General features: G+C 48.6%; 13 protein-coding genes. 8 read left to right on the top strand and 5 right to left on the bottom strand.

The genetic code is table 11. From position 1 onward, the window contains the following. Positions 1–288: 288 nt before the first annotated feature. On the bottom strand, positions 289–1,338 hold the full coding sequence (locus BUB81_RS01350; protein WP_073317084.1) for an arabinan endo-1,5-alpha-L-arabinosidase: 1,050 nt from the start codon (positions 1,336–1,338) through the stop codon (positions 289–291). A 175-nt stretch (positions 1,339–1,513) separates the two neighbouring features. Between BUB81_RS01350 and BUB81_RS01345 the strand changes: the two genes are divergently transcribed. Further along, the gene (locus BUB81_RS01345; RefSeq protein ID WP_073318590.1) at positions 1,514–2,488 is read left to right on the top strand and encodes a glycoside hydrolase family 43 protein; all 975 of its coding nucleotides are present in this window, start codon (positions 1,514–1,516) and stop codon (positions 2,486–2,488) included. Positions 2,489–2,864: 376 nt separating this feature from the next. Further along, positions 2,865–3,131, top strand: a complete 267-nt coding sequence (locus BUB81_RS01340; RefSeq protein ID WP_073317081.1) for a hypothetical protein — start codon at positions 2,865–2,867, stop codon at positions 3,129–3,131. A 179-nt stretch (positions 3,132–3,310) separates the two neighbouring features. Here the strand turns inward: BUB81_RS01340 and BUB81_RS01335 are convergent, their stop codons facing one another. The 3 genes from BUB81_RS01335 to BUB81_RS01325 form a co-directional block, all read right to left on the bottom strand. Then, on the bottom strand, positions 3,311–5,683 hold the full coding sequence (locus tag BUB81_RS01335; protein ID WP_139241472.1) for a TonB-dependent receptor domain-containing protein: 2,373 nt from the start codon (positions 5,681–5,683) through the stop codon (positions 3,311–3,313). Between the two features lie 371 nt (positions 5,684–6,054). Beyond that, complete coding sequence (locus BUB81_RS01330; RefSeq protein WP_073317075.1) at positions 6,055–6,966, bottom strand: sialate O-acetylesterase; 912 nt, start codon at positions 6,964–6,966, stop codon at positions 6,055–6,057. A gap of 155 nt (positions 6,967–7,121) precedes the next feature. Beyond that, positions 7,122–8,750 carry a sodium:solute symporter gene (locus BUB81_RS01325; RefSeq protein WP_073317072.1) on the bottom strand — a complete coding sequence of 543 codons (1,629 nt, stop codon included), beginning with the start codon at positions 8,748–8,750 and terminating at the stop codon, positions 7,122–7,124. Between the two features lie 274 nt (positions 8,751–9,024). Between BUB81_RS01325 and BUB81_RS01320 the strand changes: the two genes are divergently transcribed. The 4 genes from BUB81_RS01320 (at position 9,025) to BUB81_RS01305 (ending at position 12,498) form a co-directional block, all read left to right on the top strand. Continuing rightward, positions 9,025–9,744 carry a FadR/GntR family transcriptional regulator gene (locus BUB81_RS01320; protein ID WP_073317069.1) on the top strand — a complete coding sequence of 240 codons (720 nt, stop codon included), beginning with the start codon at positions 9,025–9,027 and terminating at the stop codon, positions 9,742–9,744. Between the two features lie 61 nt (positions 9,745–9,805). Then, entirely contained in the window at positions 9,806–10,585 is a 780-nt protein-coding gene (locus BUB81_RS01315) for an SDR family NAD(P)-dependent oxidoreductase (RefSeq protein WP_073317066.1), read from the top strand. Between the two features lie 295 nt (positions 10,586–10,880). After that, positions 10,881–11,585, top strand: a complete 705-nt coding sequence (locus tag BUB81_RS01310) for a sulfite exporter TauE/SafE family protein (RefSeq protein WP_073317063.1) — start codon at positions 10,881–10,883, stop codon at positions 11,583–11,585. A 34-nt stretch (positions 11,586–11,619) separates the two neighbouring features. Next, entirely contained in the window at positions 11,620–12,498 is an 879-nt protein-coding gene (locus BUB81_RS01305; RefSeq protein WP_073317058.1) for an SMP-30/gluconolactonase/LRE family protein, read from the top strand. Positions 12,499–12,501: 3 nt separating this feature from the next. Here the strand turns inward: BUB81_RS01305 and BUB81_RS01300 are convergent, their stop codons facing one another. Continuing rightward, positions 12,502–13,506: a LacI family DNA-binding transcriptional regulator gene (locus tag BUB81_RS01300; protein WP_073317055.1), complete on the bottom strand. Its 1,005-nt coding sequence runs from the start codon at positions 13,504–13,506 to the stop codon at positions 12,502–12,504. Between the two features lie 185 nt (positions 13,507–13,691). Between BUB81_RS01300 and BUB81_RS01295 the strand changes: the two genes are divergently transcribed. Together BUB81_RS01295 and BUB81_RS01290 are read left to right on the top strand one after the other, a co-directional pair. Then, the gene (locus BUB81_RS01295) at positions 13,692–14,756 is read left to right on the top strand and encodes an aldose epimerase family protein (protein ID WP_073317052.1); all 1,065 of its coding nucleotides are present in this window, start codon (positions 13,692–13,694) and stop codon (positions 14,754–14,756) included. A 363-nt stretch (positions 14,757–15,119) separates the two neighbouring features. Continuing rightward, positions 15,120–16,163: a UDP-glucose--hexose-1-phosphate uridylyltransferase gene (locus tag BUB81_RS01290; protein ID WP_073317048.1), complete on the top strand. Its 1,044-nt coding sequence runs from the start codon at positions 15,120–15,122 to the stop codon at positions 16,161–16,163. Position 16,164: the final 1 nt, after the last annotated feature.

Raw genomic sequence — 16,164 nt, 5'->3', positions numbered from 1 at the left:
CAACGGCGATGATTATAAATACACTCTGAGCATGCAAATGGACTGGAACTGAAAACACGACCAATATTTCCCGTAACGCTGACTAAAACATAAGATGAGACTGAAAACGCCAGATTAGCGTCAGTGGAAAAAAAGCGCCAGGATGTGGATCAATAGAGCGAAGGATAAATCGCGGATAGTCAGCAATAAATGCCCCCGCGCCGTGGGTCTGTTCCTGTCCTTGTGAACAGCACGGGAGCTTTCCTCTACCAAACCTGACGATGCAGATATGTCAGGTGGGTAGTAAACTTACTTTATCAAATTAGTCTTACGGCGGTTTAAATCAGCCGGATCGACTACGGGCCAATTGTCTTCCCAGGTAATGGGTAATATGCGTAGTTTTTGAAGGGCATTGTCGGCGCTTTCATAGGCGTGGAGCACCAGATAGTCTTTGCCGTCGAAGGTATAAGCTGCATTGTGGCCCAGTGCTACCCAGTCTTTGTTTCCTTCAATGACCATAGTGCCGCCACCGTCGAGCAGTGATACGCCATCTCTGTCGAAATAAGGGCCCATTACCGTTTTACTGCGTCCAACGCGAACGTTGTAAGTGCTATCCATGCCGCGACAACACTTGTCGAAAGACACAAACAGATAGTAATAGCCGTTTTGCTTAAAGATATAAGGCGCTTCAATAGCGCCTTCGCCTGGATCTGCGTCATCAGTGGTGTTGGCACCAGGGCGCTTAGCAATGGTGTACCACTCTTGTGGCTCGGCCAAACGCACCATATCGTCATCCAGTTTGACCAGTTTTAATCCTTCCCAGAATGACCCAAAGCTCATCCAGGCGTTGCCATCGTCGTCTTCAACAATCGCCGGATCAATGGCGTTCCAGTGATCGCGATTAGGCACAGAATCAATCACAATACCATAATCTACCCACTCGTAGTCGGGTGAGTCAGGATCCAGTGTGGTGTTAACGGTTACGCCAATACCGGAGGTATTTTTGCCAAATGCGGAAGCGGAGTAATACAGATAGAACTTACCGTTCTTTTGATAAATGTCCGGTGCCCAAAGGTGACCATTAAAACCCGGTGCTACGCGACGTGCCCAGCTTGGCTCGTCGGGAAATACACGGCCGGTCAGTTGCCAGTTCACCATGTCTTTCGATTCGTAATAGGTAATACCCGGACCGGTGCTGAAAACGTAATAAGTGTCGCCGGCTTTTGTCATTACCGGGTCGTGTACTTCAACCTGTTTGGCTTGTGCTCCACAGCCCGTCATTAGCAAGGCGCTAGCCAGTAAACCCGTGCCAGCTTTGATTAATCGGGTTGCCAGCGGGAAAGTTCGATATTGAATCATTTTTACCTCAATTCAAAAAGCATTTGCTAAGTGTAGCAGCGATCATGTTAAATATGTAATACAATATTAATAATTAGTTAGCAACTTGGCAACCGCTAAGTAGGGACAAGTGATGATATCTCAAACTATAAACAAAACACTGCGCGTAGGCGTCCAATTGGCAAGCCTAACCCTGATGGGCTTCAGTATGGCGTTAAATGCCACCTCCCTTGAGCCTATTGATAATCCTATTGTTATTCAACGGGCCGATCCCTGGATAGTCAGGCATGATGATACAGGGTGCTACACATTTATCGGTACCTCGCCCAAATTTGATGAAATAGAGTTACGCGAAGCGTGCCGGTTAAACGATTTGAAAATTGCTGAGCCAAAAGTAATTTGGAAAAAGAATACCAAGGGCCCGATGAGCGTAAATATTTGGGCCCCGGAGCTGCATGAAGTCGACGGTGACTGGTATATCTATTTCGCTGCAGGTGATATCGACCACCCGTGGAGTATTCGCATGTATGCCCTAAAAAACACTGCTGAAAACCCTATGGAGGGAAAATGGGTGGAAGCGGGGCGCATTGCGACACCTGTAGATTCCTTTTCGTTGGATGCGACGACGTTTGAGCATCGCGGAAAACGCTATTTGGTGTGGGCGCAGCAAGACGCCGAACGTACTTACAACTCTGCATTGTGGATAGCGGAAATGGACTCACCCACTTCGATTAAATTCGACACGGTTACCTTACTTAGCGAACCAAAACTCGATTGGGAAGTCTTGGGCTATAAGGTAAATGAAGGCGCCGCTGTCATTGTAAGACACGGGCGCGTGCTCATTACCTATTCAGCCAGTGCAACGGATCACCGCTATGCAATGGGCTTATTGTGGGCAGATGAAAATGCAGATTTACTGGACCCTACAAGCTGGCACAAGCGTGATAAGCCAATCTTTACTACCAATGCCGCAGCAGGGCGTTTTGGCCCGGGCCACAACGGATTCGTAAAAGCAGAAGACGGTGTGACAGACCTCATGATTTACCACAGCCGTGACTATGAAACACTGCGCGGTACGCCCCTGACCGACCCCAATCGTCACGCCAGAGCGCGGGTTATCTATTGGGATGCCGAGGGATTTCCCGTATTACAGCCTGAGTTAACTGATTAGCGAACGTAGGCTGCCGAAATGTGTCGCTGATTGGATTCTTCCATCCTGGCTTAATTTTTCCTCCTGTGGTCCCGGTTTAGTGAAGCGAAAACCGTGACCTCGGAGCATTGCAAAGCAATGGCATAACTTCTAAGATTAAATTTCATTCAATTGCACTATGGATAGGGAAATGAACATGGATGCAATCAGCTCAGCTCAGTTCAGCTTGTCATATTAGGTATTGTCGCCGTGACGTTAATGCTAGAACGAATCGCCATTATTAGTCCTGGCTCAGGCCAACCCATTTCTCTATTTGCCCTGTGGGGCCTGCCGATAGCGATAATTATTTACCGCAAGAAAGACTGGCATAAATTGAAGCGAGGCGTGCGGGGTTAGTATGGAAAAAGTCGTGTTTTTGTTAGTCGTACTTACAGGCTTTCTCTTTAATGTTTTACCCTGGCTTTGTGCATTGTGTTCCCGCAAAGCGTCAGGCGCTAAAAAATTGATTTGGTTTCTATTGTCTTTTTTTGGTTCCTGGTTAGGTTATGCCGTTTACTACTTTCTGATTGTAAAACCTGAATGGGAAGACAGCACTGCACGCCGCAATAAGCGTGTGCCGAGAAACGAAAACGGTATGCCGATTAAAATGGTAGAGCGCAACTAATTCCTGGCGCTGATTTCACAAATTTTAATGCGGCTGACTCCGGTATTTGTGATGATTGTGCATTAAAGCAGGATATGGGTTGACGCGACCCCATAAAAAACTTAGTACAATTCATAGATGAAAATAAAAAGCCCCGGATATCAGACATACCCGGGGCTTTTAAGCACACACACTTTCACTTAGAAGCTGACTGTAACGCCCGCCCATAAGTTACGGGCTTTGTCTTTCACGTTGTAGTCGTCAGTAAAGTTCACTTCACTGGTCACGCCCCGACCGGTCAGGTATTCAAACTGCCCGTCGTTGTTCAGATCGTCGTAAGTCACTGAGTAAGTTGTGAAGTCGCGATCCAACAGGTTGTTGATACGCAGGTTCACAACCACATAGTCATTCAGTGTCCAGCGCGCACCAAGATTCAGCAGCGAGTAGTTCTTGAAGTAAAGCTCACGTTCCAGTACCGAATCGTAACCGCGGTAGCGATCAGAGCGGAACTCACCTTGCAAATACACATTCAGGTCGGCGTTGATGTCCCAGGTAATGTTGACATTGGCCATGTGCTCAGCGGTATTGGTAAGCGGCAGGCCAGCTTGTGAACCACTTTTCTGCTCACTGTCAGTCCAGGTGTAGTTGGCGTAAATTGACCACTCAGTGGTAAAGGCGTAGCGCCCAGCCATTTCAATACCCTGTAATTCCACTTTATCGATATTGATACGCTGACTATATGTGTCGTAGCCCAGCTCGTCGTATTCACCCAGGTTTACACAAGGGCGAACGCCGCCTGTGGTGTTACAGCTTTGTACTGTATTACCGCGGGCAATTTTGTCTTCAAAATCGGTGCTGAAATAGGTGATATTAAAGTTGTGCTCGTCTTTGCTCCAGTACAGGGCAATTTCTGAGTTTACGCTTGTTTCCGGTTGCAGATCCGGGTTACCCGCAAATGGGCTGGTACCCTGACCGCCGAAACCAATGATGCCGTCGTACAGGTCGGTCGTTTGTGGCGTTTTATAACCCGTGCTTACACCGCCCTTTACTGTCCAGTAATCAGAGATGTTGTAAACAGCATATAGACGAGGAGAGGTCTGGCTGCCGAACACGTCGTGATGGTCATAACGGAAGCCCGCCGTTACCGTCATATTGTCCAGAATACCCCAGTTATCTTCAGCGAATAACGAGTACATTTTCTGTTCCTGTATTGCGCCTGCGTTACCCGATTCCAAACCAAATACACCATCCTGAAGTTCACCGTCAATGACCTGTGCACCTATCACGAAGTTGTGATCACCGGCCATATCTTCAACCGGAATGTCCATACGCAGGTCGAAAGTATACTGACTGCTGTCCAGTGGACGAGCTGGGCGCGGAAGGAACGTGGCTTCAGCCAGGTCACGGCGCTCGTCTTCGCTCATGTCTGCGTATTCGCCAGTGGCGTCATACATAGCCTGAAGCAATTGACGTTCACTTACGCTCAGCGGCAGAGTACGGCCATTATTTTGCGTGTCTACATAGGCGAGTGATGCGGCAATCACACCGAAGTCCAGCTTGCCGTCGTAGGTTAAGGACCACCACTCACGGTCAAATTCTTGCTCTGCAGCATAGCCTGCACGCGGGTTTACCTGACCACGACGTGCCTGCCACAGGCTTTCAATGCTGTCACGCGTACCCAGTGGATAAATAATTTCACCGGTTTCCAGATTGTATTCCGGGGTATTGTCGTATTCTTGGTGCGAGTTGTCGTAATCGAATCCGATTTCATGACCTTCGGCAGGCGTGTAGTTCAGGGTAAACCCGTAATGTTCGCTGTTGTTGTCTACGGTACGACCACCACTACCAAAACCCAAAGAGCGCACGTGAACTGTGCCGTTTGGATCAACCGCCGGGGCAAGTTGTGGGGTAGAGGCTTGTTGTTCGTATAAACTGCCGCGAATACCCAGGCTCAGAATGTTGTCAATTAGCGGACCGGTTACCGAGAAGTCTGTGGTAATGTCATTACCGAAATCGTCGTTAGTTTGCACGCTGCGACCGAAGGTAATGTTGCCACCCCAGTCATTGCGATGCTTTTTGGTGATCACGTTAATAACGCCGCCCAGTGCATCCGCACCATACAAAGTAGATGCCGGCCCACGAATCACTTCGATACGCTCAATGGTATCCAGCGGCGGCAGGTGGTTAAAGGCATTTCCGCCAAAGTTGTTCGGGTAAATATCGCCGTGGTTGTTCTGGCGACGACCGTCAATTAAAAGTAGGGTGTACTCACCAGTAAGGCCACGCATACTCACGCTACCCTGACCTGTTTTATCGCGGGTCGTACCAATATCGATACCTTCCTGATACTTAACGGCATCCAGCAAAGAGGTAAACGAACGGGTTTTTAAATCTTCTGCGGTGATCACGGAGATGCTGGCTGGCGCTTCGGTAATTTTTTGCTCAAAGCCAGTCGCGGTAACTACTAAATGCTCGATATCTTCGCTATCCGGGATACTGGACGCGATGGCATTCATAGAGAAACTTAATCCTACCGCTATGGCAAGGCGTGAAACAGTGAGTCGAGCTTTCATAGTTATCCTTTCTTCGTGAGTCATCAGACGCAATGTCTTCGTCTGTGTAAAGATATGTAAAGAAGTGTAAAGAAAGGCGCATATGATAAGTAGTCAGATGCAATAGTCAATAGTAATGATAACGGTTATCATTTATGCTTTTGTTGGGGTAGTGAGCTGGAACCCCAAGTGTTCCGACTAGTAATAGCTATTTTTTATAACTTAAACAGTGAGATAGAGAGATTTTTTGCTATTTCAGAGCATTGAGGTTGGCAGGCCTGGCTTAATTGATTTTCTTTTGGCATCTTTGAAAAAGGATGCCTGAAAGGCAGCCCTGAGAACCAAAATCAGTGCCGGTGTTAATGTCACTGGCACTGACTTGCACGGCGTACTTATTGTGCGGTACCACAGCCTTTTTCGAGCTTCCTAATGCTCTCGGCAAACGCTTTGCCCAAAGTAATGTAGTCCGCCGAATTATAATGCCAGCCATCATCCAAATGCTTAAACGTCTCCGTAACGGTAACTAAGTCCGCGCAAACATCTTCCTGCTCGAAGACACGCTGTGCCTGTTGCACTATGTGCCCCCAATTCATCCGTAAACCGTCTTCCGGGTCATTGTGAGAGTCGGTAATCTTACCCACAACAACCGGTAGGTCCGGCGCTCGCAGAGCAGCGCGCAGCAAGGCCATGATGTTTTTCAGGTTCTGCAAATACTGATTGGCAACTATTTCGCTGTCATAGGCGTCAGACTCTCCCTGCATCCAAATTATTCCCGCAGGGATCAAGGTGTCGGCCTCACCATCACCATCGATGTCACGCTCGGCAAAGGCTTGTCTTAACGTCGTCAGCGCATGATCGTACTGGTTAATTCCGTTGCCGCGACGATAGTCCGGGTACCAGTTGTTCCCTACGCCGTACCCCAGAGCAGAGCCGCCCAATGCGTATTTGATGATGGCAATGTTTTGGTCCGGATAGAGTTCCGCGATACGGTGTCCAAAGCCAACTTCCGGCCCGAAAAAAGCTGAGTGCATATTTTCCTTGCCCGATGACTTAAATTTTCTGCCGAAGCCAGGCTGTAGCGAGTCCCACATACCGCGGCCGCCACCCTTACTAAAATCGCCCGCCGGATTGCCGTTGAACATGCGTACTTCAGGCAAAGGTGCATTGTAGGGTGCGTTGAGCTCAGCATTATTGCCATATCCTGCCATATTGGATTGGCCTCCAAGATAATAAACCTGGTAGGTCTTCGCCTGTGTGGCGTGAGTTAACAGTAGCAGTAGTGCAGGTAATAAATATCGTGTCATAAGCAAGTGAATGTATTTGATGGTTGTGTTTTGGTGAGCCTAATGCAAGTAAGCATGCACTGGCTGGCTTTTTTTAAATTGGTTTCAAATACGAAAAAGCGGGCGACCACAAACTGCGTCATCGCCCGCTATCCAGGGTTATTGTTAACCGATCACTACCAGAAGCGAATATAGATAAATGCGGTGATACCTAAAATGCCTACGGTATGGATGTAATCCCATTTGTCTAAGCCGTCGATGACCTCACGCATGGTGCCCTTGCCCAAGGTTCTGAATGTCAGGCCTTTGAGTTTTTCTTCGCTCGCACGCTCGGTAAACATACTCACCACAATCATGATCACAGTGACAATGACGAACAGCAAAATACAGTAATACAGCCAGTTCATTTCAATGATCCAGGCTAAAGATGTGCTCTCTATGCTCTCCTTGAAAGGCAGGAGGACCAAACGAATCATGCCCAGTACAAAGCCTGATACCAGGCCAATATAACCGGCTGCCGGCGTAATGCGACGGCTTACCAGGCCCAGCAGGAACACAGCGGCAATGCCCGGTGCAATTAGCGACTGAACACTTTGCAGGTATTCATACAATACGTCAGCAATCAGGCTCATTACCGGAATCCACAGAATACCCAGGATAACGATCACAACCGTTGCGATACGGCCAACCTTCAGCAGGTGCTTCTCGCTGGATTCAGGTTTAAATTTCTTGTAGAAATCGATCGTGAACAGGGTGGCCGAAGAGTTAAACAGAGACGCCAATGAACTCATCAGGGCGGCGACCAAACCACCAATTACTATCCCTTTTACGCCAGAAGGCAGTAATTGTGCAACCAGGGTGGGGAAGGCCTGGTCGGCGCTGTCGTAGCTAATAATGCCTTTGGTTTTTAAGGCTACCGCAATCATGCCCGGGAACAGGAATATAAATACGGGCAGCAACTTAAGGTAACCGGCAAACATGGTACCGCGACGGGCTTCCTTAATGCCTTTGGCTGACAGTACGCGTTGTACAATGTATTGGTCGGTACACCAGTACCAGAAACCGATAATAAACGAGCCAAAGATGATGCCAGGCCAAGGGAATTCTGCGTCACTGGCCGAACGTATCAGGTGCAGGTTCGCTTCGTTGATTCGCTCAACTTCAGACCAGCCGCCAACCTGATCCAGCCCGACGACCAGAATCACGACTGAACCAATAATCAGCACAGGCGTTTGCAGAACAGACGTCCACATAATGGCTTTCATACCACCTAACACCGTATAAATTCCGGTGATGATGACCAGGCCCAATGCCGAAATCCAGAAGAAGTCGATACCCCAAATGCTGTCGATACCCAGAATGGTTTTGAACGCGATACCGCCGGCGTAAACCGTTACGGCGACCTTCGTTAACACATAGCTGACCAGTGAGATAACCGACAAAAAGGTGCGCGATTTTGAGTTGTAGCGGCGCTCCAGAAACTCGGGCATGGTGTAAACTTTGCTGCTCCAGTAAAAAGGCACAAAGAACCAACCCAGCAACAATATGATCCAGGATTGTAATTCCCAGTGTGCCAGCGCCATGCCAGACTGGGCACCAGAGCCAGATAAGCCTACCAGGTGCTCCGAACCGATGTTAGAGGCGAAAATGGAGGCACCAATCACCAGCCAGCTGGCGTTACGACCGGCCAGGAAATAGTCCGCGGTGTCTTCTTCCTTTTGACGCATCGACATCCCGACGACGCCGAGCAGAAGGACAAAAAATCCGGCCAGTACGAGCCAGTCGAGGGTACTTAATTCAACCATGAATGAACCTTGAAATGTACAGCATAAAAATTATTGGATAAAAATATTATATTACAAATGTGTTCATGGGAAGTGTTTTTGTTAATGCTGCGTTAACGCGTTGAGTGTGTGACGATGCCAATATCCGTGCAATTAAACGCCCGAAGTGCTTGCACAATGGGGCTTTAGATAATTATGATGGGTTCAGAATTTTAACAATAGCCTAGCGCAGCGCCGATCAAAAAGTATGATAGTATGTCGGTGTGAGCCAATAAGCAGAAAAGAATAAAATCCCATGGCGCGAATTGAGAATTTAAACCTATCTCAGCGAGTAACAAATGAGCTGGGCAAGTCAATCATTGCAGGCAAATACGGTGAAGGCAGTGGTTTGCCTACCGAAGCACAATTATGTGATGAATACGGCATTAGCCGTACCGCGGTACGCGAAGCCGTAAAAATGCTGGCGGCAAAAGGGCTGATTTCCTCCAGACCTCGCCAGGGGATCCGCGTAGAGCCGCCTGAAAACTGGAATCTGTACGATACCAGTGTGCTGGGCTGGATGCTGGAAAGCAGTCCGTCGCTGTTGGTCCTGAAAGAGTTTCTGCAAATGCGCCTGGCTATTGAGCCACAAGCTGCAGCGCTGGCGGCCCGTCATGGTTCACCTGAAGCGATTGCGCAAATCGAAAAGGCGTTGTTGGAAATGGACAATGCCGCGCAAACCCACGGTTCAATTCACGAGCCTGATTTGGCGTTTCACACCGCCATTCTACTGGCCAGCGGCAACCGCTTTTTCTATCAGTTACGCGACTTTATCACGACAGCACTGAACGTAAGTTTCCAGTACACCACCAATGCAAAAGACAGTTTGCAAACCATTGCCGATGAACATCGCAAGATTTATCTGGCAATTAAAAGTGGTGAAGCAGAGCGTGCGAAGAACATGATGGCATATTTAATTGACGAAGCGATGGCTTACATCGAGTTAAAAATCAGTGAATCTGCGACGGCAGAGTAAAGATCTTTAACCGCATTTCTGATATGGTATTTTTGTCGTTTACCGCTGGTAACATCTGGTTATGATCCAATCTTCTGATACAAACGCACAGTATCCTAGCCTGCGTGGCAAAAGTGTATTCATCACTGGTGGAGGCACCGGTATTGGTGAAGTCATGGTTGAGCAGTTCAGTGCTCAGGGCGCCAAAGTCTGCTTTGTCGACGTCAACCGCGAGAAAAGTCAGGCCCTTGTCGAACGTGTCTCTCAACGCTACGGTGCAGACGTGCTGTTTATTGAGTGTGACATACGCGATATCGCTTGCCTTGAAAGAGCCATAGCCAAAGCCGGTGAAGTCAATGGTGATGTTAGCGTATTGGTTAATAACGCTGCCGATGACACCCGCCACGAGCTGGAAGACGTGGATGAAGACTACTGGCAGGATCGCATTGACGTGAACCTGCGTCCGAGCTTCTTCGCTGCCAAAGCCGTGGTTGAACAAATGCGCCGTGGTGGCGGTGGCAGCATTATTAACGTGGGCTCTGTGAGCTGGCGTCAAAAGCAAACTTGCATGCCGGTATACACCACAGCCAAAGCGGCTATCGATGGGCTGACACGTACCCTGGCTGCCAAGTTAGGCGCAGATAAAATTCGCGTGAATACACTGGTTCCCGGATGGGTGATGACAGAGCGTCAGATGACCCGATGGGCGAGTCCCGATATTGTAGAAGAAGTACAACAAGCGCAATGTATCCATGAAACGCTGTTGCCTATTGATATTGCCCGAGCAGCGTTGTTTATGGCTTCTGATGACAGCAAAATGATGACTGCGCAAACCCTTATCATCGACGCAGGCTGGGTGTAATACCCGGCCTCGAGCGTATTTCAGCCTCACTTTTCTAAAAATTTCTTCACACTTTGCATCGGCTGGCTCGCCGGTTTTACTCTATTTATTTTGCCGGCTTTCAGCTGACAATAGCGTGCCGGCGAGTGTCAGAACGCGCTGATCAACATTCCGTAATCATACTATTAGCATCCGTAATCGTCAGTTGTTGCAAAATTGTGTAATTTCTGGCAATGTGCACCACATAAAAAGTAATATAATATGTAAATTGTGGTGAGTAACACACGCGTGTTGTGCTTACGAAAGGAATGTTTGCTTGACCGATTTTATGTTGGTGTATCTGGTCTTGATTGTGGGAGCCTGCCTGCAAAGCGTCATCGGCTTTGGTTTGGGGTTGTTAGGGGCGCCCTTGATCTACCTGCTCATGCCGGAGCTGGTGCCAGGGCCCATGATCCTGAATGCATTATTGTTAACAACCTTGTTGGCGGTGAAGCATCAATACGACATTGATTTAAAACAGACCGGCTTCTCCATTCTCGGTGGCACCGCAGGTGTGCTGGTGGCGGGCAGCGTATTGTTGTTTATAGATGCCCATCAGTACCAGATGCTTCTTGGCTTTTGTATTCTGGCTGCGGTTATTTTGTCGATGGTCGGTGTCAGGCCGCGCATCAGTGTGATCAGTAATCTTATCGCAGCCATGGTCTCGGGATTTATGGGTACCACAACGTCTGCGGGTGGTGCACCGATGGGCCTGCTCTATCAGTCGGAAGACAAAAACAAAATTAAAGCTAATCTCAGTGTGTTCTTCGTGTATATCAATATGTTTGGTATCGCGGTGCTCTGGTTTACCGGCGCGGCCGGACATAAAGACCTCGAGCTCTTTCTGCGCTGTATCCCGGCTATCCTGACTGGTTGGTTGCTGTCTTATTTTGTAAACCGCAGACTCAATGAACTCTTCATCCGCAAGCTTATTCTGGCCGTGGCTGCATTTGCAGGCATGGCGTTGATTCTGGCACACTAACCGCCGGTTATTGTTTCATTTAAGTCACTCTATTATGGCTGTTGCCTCGCTTCTCGCTACCTATCCAGTTGCCTGCACACTCGGTGAAGGTCTTCATTTCAGCGCTCGACTTAACCGTCTTTTTTGGGTCGATATTAAAGCCCCTGCGTTATTTGCTATGTGTTTGCAGTCACGTGACATCCAGCGAATTGCGATGCCAGAGCCGATTGGCTGGATTAAGGAAACCACAGAAGGCAGGTGGATCGCAGGGTTTCAAAGTGGTGTGTACTGGCTTAATGCACATTTTGAGCAAGCGGGAAAAGTGTGCGAGTTACCTAACGAACCTGCTACAAATCGTCTGAACGACGCCAAGTCTGATCGCGAAGGGCGATTGTATTTTGGTTCTATGGACAACAACGAACAACAGCCCAGTGGTAAACTTTACCGCTTATCCGCTGAGGGAGCCGCCGAGGTCGATCATGGCTATGTGGTGTCGAACGGCCCTGCGTTTAGCGTATCCGGTGAATATTTGTATACCGTAAGTTCTGCAGAAAGGGTCATTTATCGCGCCAGGGTAAATAACGCAGGCGGTCTGACAGACAAGCAGCCGTTTATTCAGTTCTCCGCTTCAGACGGCTATCCTGATGGCCTTACGGTGGATGCCAACGACCGAATTTGGGTGGCCTGTTGGCAAGGATACGGCATTCGGTGTTATGCGCCGACGGGGAAACTCATCCGTCATATTATGCTTCCCGCGCCGCAGGTAACTAACGTGCTGTTTGCAGGCAGTGCATTCGACACGTTATTCGTTACTACAGCCCGTATTGGATTGAATGATACGCTGCTGAACAGGTACCCGCTTTCCGGTGCTGTGTTCGCATTGGATGTCAAACAGCAGGGTATCGCAGAACAGCTAGTCGCGCTTACCCCATAAGGGTTATTTAACCCGGCTTACCGAGTCTCGTTTCACAATGGTAGGAGTATACTTAAACGTAGTGCCAGGCTCAGGAAACTCACCCTTCGCACAATCCAGTGCCAGTTTCGCAGCATGTGTCGCCATCATTTCTATGGGGTAGCGAAGCGTGGTTAATTTAGGGCGACAGTACTTTGCCAGTAGCACGTCATCGTAGCCAATTAGCGAGACTTTATCGGGTACTGCAATGTTGTGATCCAATAACATAGACAGGGCACCAGCCGCCATGGCATCGTTGTACGCCAGAATAGCGCTGAATTTCACGCCGCGAGACAGCAAATTCTGTACTGCAGCTTCACCACCTTCCTGATCAGGCGTAGCAAACTCAATGTGTGAATCCGGCAGACTTTTGCCCGCTTCACTTAGTGCCAGCTTAATGCCGTCTAAACGCTGAACCGGGTCGAGAATTTGGTAACGACTGCTAATAACGGCGATGTCTTCGTGGCCGTGATGTAAAATGTGTTCGGCCATTAACTTACCGCCTGCCTGGTTATCCAGCCACACGCAACGATTGCCGATAGCCTCTATATAGCGGTTGATTAGCACAAATCCCGGTACCTGATTGGCAAAGTGCACCAGTGTATCGTCGTCCAGAAATTTACTGTGCACAACCATGGCTTCACAGCGGTGCTCCATCAGGGTTTCTATTGCCCGCATTTCGGTTTCCGGGCTGGTGGAGCCGGCACTCATCAGAATCTGAATATTTCTGGTGCGACACAGGGTTTCAATACCATGAGCCAGACTGGCAAAGAAGGGGTCGTGCAATTCGGCAATCACCACGCCGATGGCGGGGTTGCGCTGGGTAACCAGTGCCCGGGCGTTGGCATTGGGCCGGTACCCCATTTCGTCCATAATCTTCTTTACGCGCTCCCGGGTGGCGTCGCCGACTTTAGGGCCATTGTTAATGACCCGGGAAACGGTGGCCAGTGACACACCTGCAGCGCTGGCTATATCTTTAATTGTTGCCATGTAGCTAAGAAATCCTGTAACACATCTTCATTGGTAGAGTAAAACATTTCCCACACTGGGTGTTATGTTTTTGTTCGTCAAAAAGGCTTGCTTGAACAAATTGTTAACAAGAGTTTACCACACTTATTGATTTATGAGGTAAAACGTATAACCTTTCTTGCAATACTCTTTAGAAAGGTTATGGCATGAAACACAATACGCCCGGAATAGCATCACGAGCCTTCGGCAAAGCTGGCGGCAAAGAAGTGGATTTATACACCCTCACCAATGAACAGGGAATGCAGGTACAGGTAAGTACACTGGGCGCGACATTGGTTGGGGTGTTTGTGCAAGACAAACACGGTGAATTCGACAATGTCGTGCTCAGTATGGCAAGTGCTGAAGATTACCTGGCTGATACCGCATTTTTAGGACGTACTGTTGGGCCGGTTGCTAATCGTATCGCGCAGGCGCAGTTTGAGTTAGACGGGGTTAGTTACCCGCTCGATAAAAACGATGGAGAGCACTGTCTGCACAGCGGCCCCAGCGGTTTACACAATAAGAACTGGGATGCATCCGGTACAGTAACAGCTGAAGGTTGTGAGCTACGTCTCGTTGCGAAACACGGCCACCTGGAAGGCGGTTTTCCGGGCAACAAACAGGTGGAAGTGCGCTATCTTCTCGGCCATGACAATACCCTTCGGATTGTATTCCACGCTGAGTCCGACCTCAAAACACCAATAAGCCTGACCAATCATGCGTATTTCAATCTGGCCGCCGGTGGCGATGTGCTGAGTCATCAGTTGCAGTTGCGTTCCGGCGCTATTACCCCGGTTACGGATACTCTGATCACAACGAAAGATTTCATGCCAGTGGTGAATACACCTTTTGATTTTGAGCCAGCTAAAACCATTGGTAAAGCGTTGGTAAGTGATCACAAACAAATGCAGATTGGCAGTGGATATGATCACAATTATGTATTGAATAGTGAAGGCGGGCCGTTCGCAGTAATTGCTGATCCACAAAGTGGGCGACGTATGACGGTCTCCACGGATATGCCGGGTGTGCAATTGTATTCAGCTAATTTTGTGCAAGGGACACAAAATGCAGCGGGTGAACAGCCTTTTCAACAATATGCAGGTGTGTGTCTGGAAGCACAAAACTATCCCGATACCCCTAACTGGCCCGACAGACCGGACTTTTGGGTCTCGCCAGAACGGCCTTATCAGGCATTTATTCAGTATGATTTCGATGTTTTGAGCGAAATATAAGCGCATTTTTATAAAGCCGCCATGCAGGCGGCTACGGTCTTATTCTGATTTTTTTCACACAAGCGCCCGTCGTCACTATATGAATATTTCGTTGCAAATTATTCGCTGAGACGGCGTAATTAATGCTTGTTTTCATTTTAGCCTGTCTAATTTAACCTTATGATAATTATAAAATTATTATAAGTTTCGCGAAAATCCTAATGCAGATGTTAAAAAATTACATACTTCGTTTGTTTACAAAAAGGAATTTTTATTTACAATAGGTAAAACGTTTTACCTCATCATAAACTCACGCTGAAAGATTGCTATTCAGACTCTGGTTTTAGCGAATTTCGGCGAGAGAACAGCTTAAAGGGCTTTGGAATGACAACTGCGTTCAATCCTTCTGATCATCCTCATCGTCGATACAACCCATTGATTGGTGAATGGGTGTTGGTATCTCCCCATCGTGCAAAACGTCCCTGGCAGGGACAGAGCGATGAACCCGACAATACTCCTCGTCCGTCCTACGATGAAACCTGTTACCTGTGTGCCGGCAACAAACGCATTAACGGCGAAATGAATCCGGTTTACGAGCAAACGTTTGTGTTCACCAATGATTTCGCCGCATTGCAGGAAGATACGCCAGACGCAGAGTCGAATGATCCTTTGTTTCGCTTTCAGGCTGAGCAAGGCTGTAGCCGGGTTATTTGTTTTTCGCCCGATCACAGTAAAACGCTACCTGAACTGACTAACTCGCAGCGCGAAGCTGTGGTTGCGACCTGGATGGAGCAAACTGCAGAGCTTAGCCAGTCCTACGGCTGGGTGCAGGTGTTTGAGAACAAGGGCGCAATGATGGGCTGCTCCAACCCGCACCCGCACGGACAGGTGTGGGCGCAAAAGCACATGCCTACCCTTGCCGCCAAGAAATCAGAACGCTTTACCGACTATTTCCAGGCGCACGGAAGCAGCTTGTTGCTGGACTATGCAAAGCGCGAACTTGAACAGGAAGAACGCGTGGTATGCAGTAACGAAGACTGGGTTGTTGTCGTTCCATACTGGGCTGCATGGCCATTTGAAACCCTGTTACTACCTCGGTTTGCCGTGTCTTCACTTGCCGATATCACCACTGAGCAAGCTGCATCACTGGCAGATATTGTAGGTGTGATCACGACCAAATATGACAACCTGTTCAACACATCATTTCCTTATTCAATGGGATGGCACAGCCAGCCATTTAATGGCGAAGCACGTCCTGACTGGGGCTTGCATGCCCACTTTTTCCCGCCGTTACTGCGTTCTGCAAGTGTGCGCAAATTTATGGTTGGCTACGAGATGATGGCTGAAGCACAGCGTGATATTACCCCTGAACAGGCTGCAGAACGCCTGCGTGCGCTTTCAAACGTGCATTACAAAGAGACGAAATAAG

It is taken from the genome of Marisediminitalea aggregata (assembly GCF_900129565.1).
Taxonomy (GTDB): domain Bacteria; phylum Pseudomonadota; class Gammaproteobacteria; order Enterobacterales; family Alteromonadaceae; genus Alteromonas; species Alteromonas aggregata.
The sequence above is the reverse complement of the archived record's forward strand: the minus strand, read 5'-3'. Positions and strand labels throughout refer to the sequence as shown.

Bases quoted from the DNA above. Each gene is read 5' to 3' on its own strand.
- BUB81_RS01350 (WP_073317084.1), bottom strand. From the start codon at position 1,338: ATGATTCAATATCGAACTTTCCCGCTGGCAACCCGATTAATCAAAGCT.
- BUB81_RS01345 (WP_073318590.1), top strand. From the start codon at position 1,514: ATGGGCTTCAGTATGGCGTTAAATGCCACCTCCCTTGAGCCTATTGAT.
- BUB81_RS01340 (WP_073317081.1), top strand. From the start codon at position 2,865: ATGGAAAAAGTCGTGTTTTTGTTAGTCGTACTTACAGGCTTTCTCTTT.
- BUB81_RS01335 (WP_139241472.1), bottom strand. From the start codon at position 5,683: ATGAAAGCTCGACTCACTGTTTCACGCCTTGCCATAGCGGTAGGATTA.
- BUB81_RS01330 (WP_073317075.1), bottom strand. From the start codon at position 6,966: ATGACACGATATTTATTACCTGCACTACTGCTACTGTTAACTCACGCC.
- BUB81_RS01325 (WP_073317072.1), bottom strand. From the start codon at position 8,750: ATGGTTGAATTAAGTACCCTCGACTGGCTCGTACTGGCCGGATTTTTT.
- BUB81_RS01320 (WP_073317069.1), top strand. From the start codon at position 9,025: ATGGCGCGAATTGAGAATTTAAACCTATCTCAGCGAGTAACAAATGAG.
- BUB81_RS01315 (WP_073317066.1), top strand. From the start codon at position 9,806: ATGATCCAATCTTCTGATACAAACGCACAGTATCCTAGCCTGCGTGGC.
- BUB81_RS01305 (WP_073317058.1), top strand. From the start codon at position 11,620: ATGGCTGTTGCCTCGCTTCTCGCTACCTATCCAGTTGCCTGCACACTC.
- BUB81_RS01300 (WP_073317055.1), bottom strand. From the start codon at position 13,506: ATGGCAACAATTAAAGATATAGCCAGCGCTGCAGGTGTGTCACTGGCC.
- BUB81_RS01295 (WP_073317052.1), top strand. From the start codon at position 13,692: ATGAAACACAATACGCCCGGAATAGCATCACGAGCCTTCGGCAAAGCT.
- BUB81_RS01290 (WP_073317048.1), top strand. From the start codon at position 15,120: ATGACAACTGCGTTCAATCCTTCTGATCATCCTCATCGTCGATACAAC.